Annotated in this window: 8 protein-coding genes and 2 pseudogenes; 8 read left to right on the forward strand and 2 right to left on the reverse strand. The window is 50.2% G+C overall.

All coding sequences use genetic code 11. The annotated features are described in order from the left end of the window. The first annotated feature begins 43 nt into the window (after positions 1 to 43). The 3 genes and pseudogenes from CHU32_RS23170 to CHU32_RS23180 form a co-directional block, all read left to right on the forward strand. Positions 44 to 1,153: an efflux RND transporter periplasmic adaptor subunit gene (locus tag CHU32_RS23170; RefSeq protein ID WP_103678393.1), complete on the forward strand. Its 1,110-nt coding sequence runs from the start codon at positions 44 to 46 to the stop codon at positions 1,151 to 1,153. Then, the gene (locus tag CHU32_RS23175; RefSeq protein ID WP_103678392.1) at positions 1,150 to 4,236 is read left to right on the forward strand and encodes an efflux RND transporter permease subunit; all 3,087 of its coding nucleotides are present in this window, start codon (positions 1,150 to 1,152) and stop codon (positions 4,234 to 4,236) included. Before CHU32_RS23170 ends, CHU32_RS23175 begins: the two co-directional genes overlap by 4 nt. Positions 4,237 to 4,328: 92 nt before the next feature. Next, positions 4,329 to 4,571, forward strand: a pseudogene (locus tag CHU32_RS23180) (ISNCY family transposase); the annotation flags it as partial. Between the two features lie 2 nt (positions 4,572 to 4,573). Here the strand turns inward: CHU32_RS23180 and CHU32_RS23185 are convergent. Then, a complete protein-coding gene (locus CHU32_RS23185; RefSeq protein WP_103678391.1) occupies positions 4,574 to 5,257 on the reverse strand; it encodes a hypothetical protein in 684 nt (227 codons plus the stop codon). 432 nt (positions 5,258 to 5,689) lie between these two features. On the opposite strand from CHU32_RS23185, the gene CHU32_RS23190 reads away from it, so the two are divergent. The 5 genes and pseudogenes from CHU32_RS23190 to CHU32_RS23210 form a co-directional block, all read left to right on the forward strand. Beyond that, positions 5,690 to 6,247, forward strand: a complete 558-nt coding sequence (locus CHU32_RS23190; protein ID WP_245880264.1) for a histidine phosphatase family protein — start codon at positions 5,690 to 5,692, stop codon at positions 6,245 to 6,247. Between the two features lie 203 nt (positions 6,248 to 6,450). Next, positions 6,451 to 7,218, forward strand: coding sequence for a nucleotidyltransferase domain-containing protein (locus CHU32_RS23195; RefSeq protein WP_103678390.1), 768 nt, complete (start codon positions 6,451 to 6,453; stop codon positions 7,216 to 7,218). 168 nt (positions 7,219 to 7,386) lie between these two features. Next, positions 7,387 to 7,653, forward strand: coding sequence for a type II toxin-antitoxin system TacA family antitoxin (locus CHU32_RS23200; RefSeq protein WP_103678389.1), 267 nt, complete (start codon positions 7,387 to 7,389; stop codon positions 7,651 to 7,653). Beyond that, the gene (locus CHU32_RS23205; protein WP_103678388.1) at positions 7,641 to 8,126 is read left to right on the forward strand and encodes a GNAT family N-acetyltransferase; all 486 of its coding nucleotides are present in this window, start codon (positions 7,641 to 7,643) and stop codon (positions 8,124 to 8,126) included. Before CHU32_RS23200 ends, CHU32_RS23205 begins: the two co-directional genes overlap by 13 nt. Before the next feature lie 168 nt (positions 8,127 to 8,294). Beyond that, a pseudogene (locus CHU32_RS23210) lies at positions 8,295 to 8,390 on the forward strand (Hok/Gef family protein); the annotation flags it as partial. Between the two features lie 65 nt (positions 8,391 to 8,455). Here CHU32_RS23210 and aroD read toward each other — a convergent pair. Then, positions 8,456 to 9,211 (reverse strand): type I 3-dehydroquinate dehydratase, encoded by a 756-nt coding sequence (aroD, locus tag CHU32_RS23215; RefSeq protein WP_103678386.1) that lies wholly within the window; start codon positions 9,209 to 9,211, stop codon positions 8,456 to 8,458. Positions 9,212 to 9,518 lie beyond the last annotated feature (307 nt).

Raw genomic sequence — 9,518 nt, forward strand, 5'->3', positions numbered from 1 at the left:
CTGAATATGTGAATACCATCGTGATAATTTCTCAAGGGTTCCCATGCTCAGGCTTCATTCTGCCCATGTTACTGTTTGCTTCCTGCTGCTTGCCCTCGCGGGCTGTGGCGATAATACCGGAGATGACGATCCGCGCACGCTTCCACCCATGGTAAGGGTTGCCACCGTTGAACGTGCGAATGATACCTCCAGAGCCTTTACTGGCGTGGTTGTCGCACGAACGCAGAGCGACCCTGGTTTCAGGGTTCAGGGTAAAATCCTTGAACGCCTTGTCGATACCGGTCAGACCGTTAAACGCGGGCAGCCGTTGATGCGGCTGGATCCGGTTGATCTGAAGTTACAGGAACAGGCCCAGCAACGGGCTGTCGATGCCGCCCGGGCGCGCGCCAGAAAAGCTGCCAATGATGACGCGCGTTATCGTAGCCTTGTTGCCACGGGGGCGGTATCGGTAGCGCAGTACGATCAGATTAAGGCGGCGGCGGATACTGCTAAAGCAGAACTTAGCTCAGCTCAGGCTCAGGCCAACGTGGCGAAAAATGCAACAGGCTATGCCGTGCTACTGGCCGACGCCGACGGCGTAGTCATGGAGACGTTTGCGGAACCGGGACAGGTCGTCAGCGCAGGGCAGGCGGTACTCCGGCTGGCCAGATCGGGACAGCGTGAAGCGCTTGTACAGTTACCGGAAACGTTGCGCCCTGCGATCGGAAGCGAGGCCCAGGCTACGCTCTATGGTAGTGAAAAGCGGCCTGTGACCGCAAAGCTGCGTTTGCTTTCCGATGCCGCTGATGCCGCAACCCGTACTTTTGAGGCAAGGTATGTGCTGGAGGGCACGCTGGCGAACGCGCCGCTGGGTTCAACAGTCACCATGCACATTGCAAGAAATATGTCTGAAAGCAATGTGATGCAGGTTCCTCTGGCGTCGCTTTACGATCCGGGCACAGGGCCTGGCGTATGGCGACTTTCTGCTCAGCCGGTAACCGTTTCCTGGCAACCCGTTAAGGTGCTTAGCCTGGATGACGACGATGCCATGGTGGTCGGCAGCGTGAGGCCGGGCGAAAAGGTTGTCGCATTAGGGGCGCATCTGCTGCATGAGGGGGAAGTTGTTCGCCTGGCTGAACAACATGCTACTGGCGCAGCGGGGAACACGCCATGAGCGCCGCGCGGTTCAATCTCTCAGCGCTTGCCGTGCGAGAGCGCTCAATCACGCTTTTTCTGATTATCCTTATCACTCTGGCTGGCATTATTTCATTCTTCGGACTTGGGCGGGCTGAAGATCCTCCGTTTACGGTTAAGCAAATGACCATTATTACTGCCTGGCCCGGCGCGACCGCGCAGGAAATGCAGGATCAGGTTGCCGAGCCGCTGGAAAAACGTTTACAGGAACTTAAGTGGTACGACCGTACCGAGACGTACACGCGCCCGGGCATGGCTTTTACAACGCTGTCATTGCAGGACAAAACGCCGCCGTCTCAGGTTCAGGAAGAGTTCTATCAGGCCCGAAAAAAGCTTGGTGATGAAGCTCAAAACCTTCCCGCTGGTGTCATGGGGCCGATGATTAATGATGAATTCTCCGATGTTACTTTTGCCCTTTTTGCGCTGAAAGCGAAGGGGGAACCACAGCGGCTTTTAGTGCGAGATGCTGAAGCATTGCGCCAGCGGCTTTTACATGTCCCCGGCGTGAAGAAAGTGAATATTATTGGAGAACAGGCTGAACGGATTTATATCTCCTTTTCTCATGACCGGCTGGCGACGCTGGGTCTCTCTCCTGAGGATATTTTCTTCGCGCTAAATAGCCAGAATGCGTTGACGCCTGCCGGGTCAATTGAGACCCGTGGCGCGCAGATCTTTATTCGACTCGATGGGGCTTTCAGTCAACTTCAAAAAGTGCGTGAGACGCCGCTCATTGCCCAGGGTCGGACACTCAAGCTGTCCGACGTGGCAACGGTCGAGCGCGGCTATGAAGATCCCGCCACCTTTCAGATCCGCAATCAGGGCGAACCCGCACTGTTGCTGGGTATCGTGATGCGAGAGGGCTGGAATGGTCTGGATCTTGGTAAAGCGCTGGATAAAGAAATAGCCAGTATTAATGAGAGCATGCCGTTAGGTATGGCTCTGGCGAAAGTCACCGACCAGTCGGTTAACATCAGCGCGTCGGTCGATGAGTTTATGATTAAATTTTTCGTCGCCCTGCTTGTGGTCATGGTGGTGTGCTTTATCAGTATGGGATGGCGTGTTGGGGTGGTGGTTGCGGCAGCGGTACCGCTGACGCTGGCCGTCGTCTTTGTGGTAATGGAAGCTTCAGGCAAAAATTTTGACCGAATTACGCTGGGGTCGCTTATTCTTGCGCTGGGGTTGCTGGTCGATGATGCCATTATCGCTATCGAAATGATGGTGGTTAAAATGGAGGAAGGCTACGACAGAATAAAAGCTTCAGCCTATGCCTGGAGCCATACCGCCGCGCCAATGCTGGCCGGTACTCTGGTGACGGCCGTTGGCTTTATGCCTAATGGTTTCGCGCAGTCTACCGCTGGCGAGTACACCAGCAATATGTTCTGGATTGTGGGCATCGCTCTGATTGCCTCTTGGGTCGTGGCTGTTGTCTTCACGCCATATTTAGGCGTAAAAATGCTGCCGGACATTGCGAAAGTAGAGGGAGGGCATGCTGCAATCTATAACACTGCCCGTTATAACCGCTTTCGCCGGCTGCTGGCCTGGGTTATTGCACATAAAGGGGTAGTGGCGGGTACCGTTGTCGCCCTTTTTATCCTCGCCATTCTGGGGATGGGACTGGTGAAAAAACAATTTTTTCCCACCTCCGATCGGCCAGAAGTGCTGGTGGAAGTTCAGATGCCTTATGGTACGTCTATAGAACAGACCAGCAGTGCAACAGCGAAACTCGAAGGATGGCTGAAAAAACAGCCGGAGGCGAAAATAGTCACTGCCTACATCGGCCAGGGATCTCCTCGCTTTTATCTGGCGATGGCCCCCGAATTGCCCGATCCGTCGTTTGCAAAGATAGTTGTGCTGACAGCCAGCCAGGCGTCACGTGAGGCGCTCAAGTTCCGACTACGAGAAGCGGTAGCCAGCGGGCTGGTGCCCGAAGCGCGAGTACGTGTAACGCAACTGGTCTTTGGCCCGTATTCACCCTTTCCGGTCGCATGGCGTGTCATGGGACCCGATCCCGATAAACTGCGTAATATCGCTGATAAAGTCAAAACCGTGATGCAAAACAGCCCGATGATGAGGACTGTCAATACCGATTGGGGTCCACGAGTCCCAGCGTTATATTTCACTCTTAATCAGGATCGTCTACAGGCAACGGGCTTAACATCAAATGCCGTTGCCCGGCAACTTCAGTTCCTGTTATCAGGGACGACTATTACCTCAGTGCGTGAAGATATTCGCTCAGTACAGGTTATTGGGCGCGCGGCAGGGGATATACGCCTGAACCCGGCGAAAATCGAGGACTTTACCTTAGTGGGGCAATCCGGCCAGCGTATTCCGCTTTCGCAGATTGGCGATGTTGAGGTAAGAATGGAAGACCCCGTGCTGCGTCGTCGTGACCGGACGCCGACCATTACCGTAAGGGGTGATATTGCTGAAAATCTCCAGCCGCCGGATGTCTCTAAAGCAATCATGAAACAGCTGAGGCCACTCGTTGATTCGCTTGCGCCCGGATACCATATTGATTTAGCAGGATCGCTTGAGGAGTCAGGTAAAGCCACTCAGGCCATGATCCCCCTTTTCCCCATTATGATTGCGTTCACGCTACTGATCATCATTTTGCAGGTGCGCTCAATGTCGGCCATGGTCATGGTATTCCTCACCGCGCCGCTTGGGCTAATAGGCGTGGTTCCAACGCTACTGCTTTTCAATCAGCCGTTTGGTATCAATGCGCTCGTGGGATTGATCGCGCTTTCGGGCATTCTTATGCGTAATACGTTGATTCTTATTGGGCAAATTCACCATAACGAGAAGAAAGGGCTGGAGCCGTTTGACGCGGTGGTGGAGGCGACGATACAGCGAGCCAGACCGGTACTCCTGACGGCAATGGCGGCCATCCTGGCATTTATTCCACTGACGCATTCGATATTCTGGGGGACACTTGCGTACACGCTGATTGGCGGAACATTAGGAGGCACCATTATCACCCTCGTTTTCCTGCCTGCAATGTATGCGATCTGGTTCAGGATCCGTCCGTCGCTCAGACAGACAGCAACCCCACACCATAAATAAATTCTGGAAGGCAACTCGAGAAAACGAGACGGCAGAGATTACAGAAGGCGGCAGCGAGAATAAAGTCAGCGGCGGGTGCTTGAGGCTGTATGCCTGCCGGTCTGGTTTCACGTCGTCGCGGGAAGCGTCCCAATAATGCGTTTACTCCTGAATTTAAAGCGGCTGTTATTTCTCTCCTGAAAGAGCGTTACTCAGATTTCGGTCCCACTCTTGCCAGTGAGAAATTGCGCGAGGTTCACGGCTTATCTTTATCTACAGAGACACTCAGAAAGTGGATGGTGGAGGAAGGGCTGTGGCGTGAACGTCGGCGTAAAATTACCCGAATCTACCAGCGGCATTAAATCTCTAATGGATAAAATTTTTTCCAGTTATAACTTATCTTCGCTAACGTCAATTCTCCGGCGACATCCCCAAAATCAATTTCCTGACGTTCCAAAAAAAACTCACGCACCGTTGCAGGTAGAAAAGCAGCGTTGTAGCGCAGGATCGTGCTGTGCCAGAATGGTGCCGGTAATGGACTGCTGCTGTGGCGCATCAGCAACTCATCTTTCCAGTGAGACTCCAGAATTTTCTCGCAGAATGACTGACGCATAGCTATTGCTGGCTCATCTGGGATACCAGCCAGTAACAACTGGCTGGGCAAAGCGATTAAACGAAGGTTTCTGATCACAATCTTTTTCGAATGATATTCAGCCCAGATATTTTTCAATTGTTCCACTTTCGAGGGCAATCGCTCGTTTGCCTTATAGAGTGGTAGCGTCAGTGGTAAGAAGGTGAAATGGAAACTGCTTCCTGGCAGGTTGTCGGCGAGTGGATCATTCCTTGTAAGCTTGTTCAATTCATCAATTAGCTGCGAGACCGAAAATGGCATACGCGGTTTTATGCCTGTTGCCAGAGCGAGTTTTACCGTGTCGTAGTAGTTTTCCTCTCTTAATTCCCCGATTTCAGCATTATCTTTCCACATCCCCATGGTGCTTAAATTTGTTGAACGGTAAATGTCTGGCAAGCTAAAGGATTTCATGACTGACCTTATGGGGTATTGAAACAGGTTATAAATTGCAGTTTTATCAGATAGTTTAAGCCATTCTATTAATATTTCAGCGATAATTAGGACTGGAAATAGGATTTTATGCCTGCATATTCCCAATCACAGAGCTGGTTGTTGAACTACGCGAACATGGAGGACGCTTTTTACTTCCGCTTCTGGTACAGAGCAGACATGCGTGCATTGCACGGTCTGCTTTGAGCGAAATATAGTCATTCGCACCCTGAGAAAGCGGACATCAGGACTGTGAAAAATGTGAAGACCGTATTAATGCATTTACTTATACACACATTGATTCTTACCTGACGCATCAGCTCAGCAATCAGTGTCAACCCTGGATAAGGTAGTGGGCGTCCTGCCTTTATCGCGTTAGTCTGTGGTGAAAGGACCATAAACTAGAAGCTCTGTATGGAAATTATTTTAATGCGTCATGGAAAGCCTGCTTTTACAGGATCTGCGAAAGTAACGAGCCGTGAAATGTCCAACTGGATTGCAGAATATGATCTTTCTAGCACAGGAGAAGATATACCGCCGGAGTCCAGTAAATCATTAGCATTCAGCGCATCGCGAATCATAAGTAGTCCTCTTCCCAGAGCACTTTCTTCCCTGAAAGCATTAGGGCTTGAGCCGGACGTTATTGATGAGGTTTTCAGGGAAGCAGAACTGCCGATATTTCACATGCCCGGTATAAGGTTATCCCCGACCGTGTGGGCTGTATTTTTCCGCGTCATGTGGTTATGCGGTATATCCCGTAATGTGGAGCACGTGGGAATAGCAAAGAGACGTGCTATTCAGGCTACGGATATTCTCGTAGCGTCTGCAAAAGGATCCGACGGCCCCGTGCTTCTTATGGGACACGGGGTGATGAATCGGCTAATTGCAAAGGAACTGAGGTCGTTGGGTTTCAAAGAATATTGTTGTCAGGGTAATGGTTACTGGAACGCAAGTATCTACAGACTCCAGTAATTAAAGATATTGAGTTAAGTGCACATCCGGAGTCTCCAGACAGTGAAAGTTAGTAGTTTCGCTTTCGGCACTCAACGAACTGATGTGAAGACCAATGTTCGCCATGAGCGAATAGCGAACGATGAGGCGTAATAGCTTGCACTCAAGAGTTTCAGGATAAGAATACTAACTATCATGAAAATTACGCAGCAAAAGGAGCAGAGATGGAAGTCGGTAACAAAAACGCTATCCCTTTACCAGGATGTGCTGAAATCCAGCCTGAATTCTTGCTTGTAATAGAATGTGTAGTGTCGAAGCTTACCCTTAACTTTGCTGATCTTATACACAGCCTTTACGTGTATGGCAGCGTAGCTGAAGGCAGAGCGGAGGCAGGCAAGTCTGATTTGGACATGACAATTATTTTCAGGAATAAACTCGCTCAAACGACTACAGAACAACTTACCACTATTCACGCTGAGCTTGAAAAAAACAATTCCACTATCAGTAAAATTGATTTTGACTACGGTTTTCTGGAAGAGGTTCTCTCTCCAGATAACATACTCAGTTGGGGATACTGGCTTAAACATCATTGTCGTTGCGTTTATGGTGAGGACCTGAGTCAACATTTTCAGGCGTTTAAGCCTTCAAAAGCTATTGCGGTAGCTGTCAACGGTGACTTCCAGCGGGTTCTTAGTAGGCTAATTACGCAAATGAAAATGTCATCTGACGACATCAAAAAGCAGCAACTTCTTTGTTCGGCTGCGAGAAAGCTTATCAGGTCAACCAATATTCTGCGCAATGAACAGGATTATGACTGGCCGGATTCGCTCCACGAGCACAGCAACTGGTTCATTGCCCGATACCCTTCTTTAAAAAAGGATATGGACGATTTAATGGCAATTAGTACCGGGGTCCGAGGAAACCTGGGTGATTACGAAAAACGGCTTGTAACTTTTGCAGGCTGGCTTAATGCTGAGTTTCACCGTCATTAAGCCTTTTTGAGTATTTTGATTGGACTCCTCTTCACAACAAAATGTCCGCTCCTGGCACTCAGCTGACATCATCATTCTAAAGATTAAAGACGATAACTTGATGTATAGCGTTTGCTATACATTCTCATTGTGCTACTCTGTATAGCAAATGCTATACGGAGATATTTCATGAAATCAGATGTTCAACTCAACCTTAGGGCCAAGGAATCCCAGCGAGCACTCATTGATGCTGCTGCTGAAATCCTTCACAAATCACGTACAGATTTCATTCTGGAAATGGCCTGTAAGGCTGCCGAGGATGTCATCCTCGACCGCCGCGTCTTTAATTTTAACGATGAGCAATACGCAGAGTTCATCGATATGATTGATGCACCGGTCGCAGATGATCCTGCGCTCGAAAAACTGCTGGCAAGGAAACCGCAGTGGGACGTGTAACAGCACCAGAACCGTTGTCCGCTTTTCATCAGGTAGCGGAGTTTGTCAGCGGTGAAGCCGTGCTCGATGACTGGTTAAAGCAGAGGAGCCTCAAAAACCAGGCTCTCGGAGCGGCCCGAACGTTTGTGGTGTGTAAGACAGACACGAGGCAAGTAGTCGGCTTTTACTCTCTGGCCACCGGGGGCGTCAACCATACAGAAGCGACAGGCAGTCTTCGGCGTGACATGCCAGATCCTATTCCTGTCATTATACTTGCCCGTCTGGCTGTCGATGTCTCATTCCGTGGAAAAGGGCTTGGTGTTGATTTACTGCATGACGCAGTGCTTCGTTGCTATCGGGTAGCCGAGAATATTGGTGTACGTGCCATCATGGTTCACGCGCTTACGGAAGAAGCCAAAAACTTCTATATTCATCATGGTTTCAAACGATCACAAATTCAGCAGCGGACATTGTTCCTGAAACTCCCTCAATAAGATGCGAAGATCATCACGCCTAACCGTTACGAGCGAGAAGCGGATGGTACGTATATTGTTCACTCAGTAGAACCTTTTCACGAAAGAAGATGACGAACAGTTTATTGGTGAGGCGGTAAAGCTAAAGCAGGAAAGCTGCGGGATGGATAATTCGGTTACAGAACTTGATTCACCTGGATGGTGCGCGACACGCTGTGTGAGCTGCATCTGAAACGGGGAAACACAGAGTTTGCGGCGATTCTGGCCTGTGAAGTAAAACGTTAAGAGGAGAGGCGGGGAGCAGTTTTCCCCGCCGATCGTGGCGTTAAGCATCCTCAACGCGCCCATTTTTACGACAGCATAGACATCATCTCGCGCAGCTTGCCAATCTCAATTTGCCCTGGGGCAGAAACCTGGCCCGCAGAAGCAAAGGTCATGGCGGAACCAAAGAGTTTACCCGTCACCCGGCTGATGCCGCCTGTTTTACCCATCGACATGGTGATGATGGGACGAGTGGCATACTGTTTTTTCATGGTCAGCGTGGCGTCCAGCAAGCGCAAAACGTCTTCAGCGCATTGTGGCATAACGGCAATTTTTGGCAGGTCGGCCCCCAGTTCCTGCATCCGACACAGGCGATGGATAATGTCCTCTTTCGCGGGCGTTTTCACAAAGTCGTGGCTACTCATAATGACGTTAACGTCTGCCGCATGTGCCGCATCGACAATCTCACGGATACGCTGTTCATCGTTAAACAGTTCGACATCAATAATATCAACCATGCCGCTGCTTACCGCCAGACGATTTAGCGCAAAGTAAGCGTCGTCAGACAGCTCGTTTTCTCCACCTTCCTTCTTGCTACGAAAGGTAAAGATAAGCGGTATCTGCGCTAAGCGCGGGTGAATAGCCTGTAACGCCTGCATAACCTGTGCGGTGTTGGCAAAATCGGCAAAATGATCGACACGCCACTCAATAATATCGGCCCCCGCGTTCACCAGATCCTGCGCGCGTTGTTGCAGCTCGGGGAGCGATTTCCCTACCAGCGGGACACAAATAAGCGTTTGCCCTTCGCGGAAGGTTATGTTTTTAACGGTAACTGATTTATCCATTTGCTCTCTGCCATCATCAAGCGCATCTTTGCCACTGACGATAGCTGAATTGCCGTTCAATCACAAAAAGTTAAAAGCAAAATTCTGGAAGGCAACTCGAGAAAACGAGACGGCAGAGGTTACAGCGGGTAATTACAGGAATAGAGTCTGCGGCGGGTGCTTGAGGCTGTATGTCTGAAGCACTGGCTGAACGGCATGCAGAGAAAAGCCCCACCCGACTATAAATCGAATGTACTGCACCCATTTTGTTGGACGATGAAATGGAATAGTCCCTGATATGTCAAAGCCAAAATACCCCTTCGAAAAG

It is taken from the genome of Superficieibacter electus (assembly GCF_002915575.1).
GTDB lineage: Bacteria > Pseudomonadota > Gammaproteobacteria > Enterobacterales > Enterobacteriaceae > Superficieibacter > Superficieibacter electus.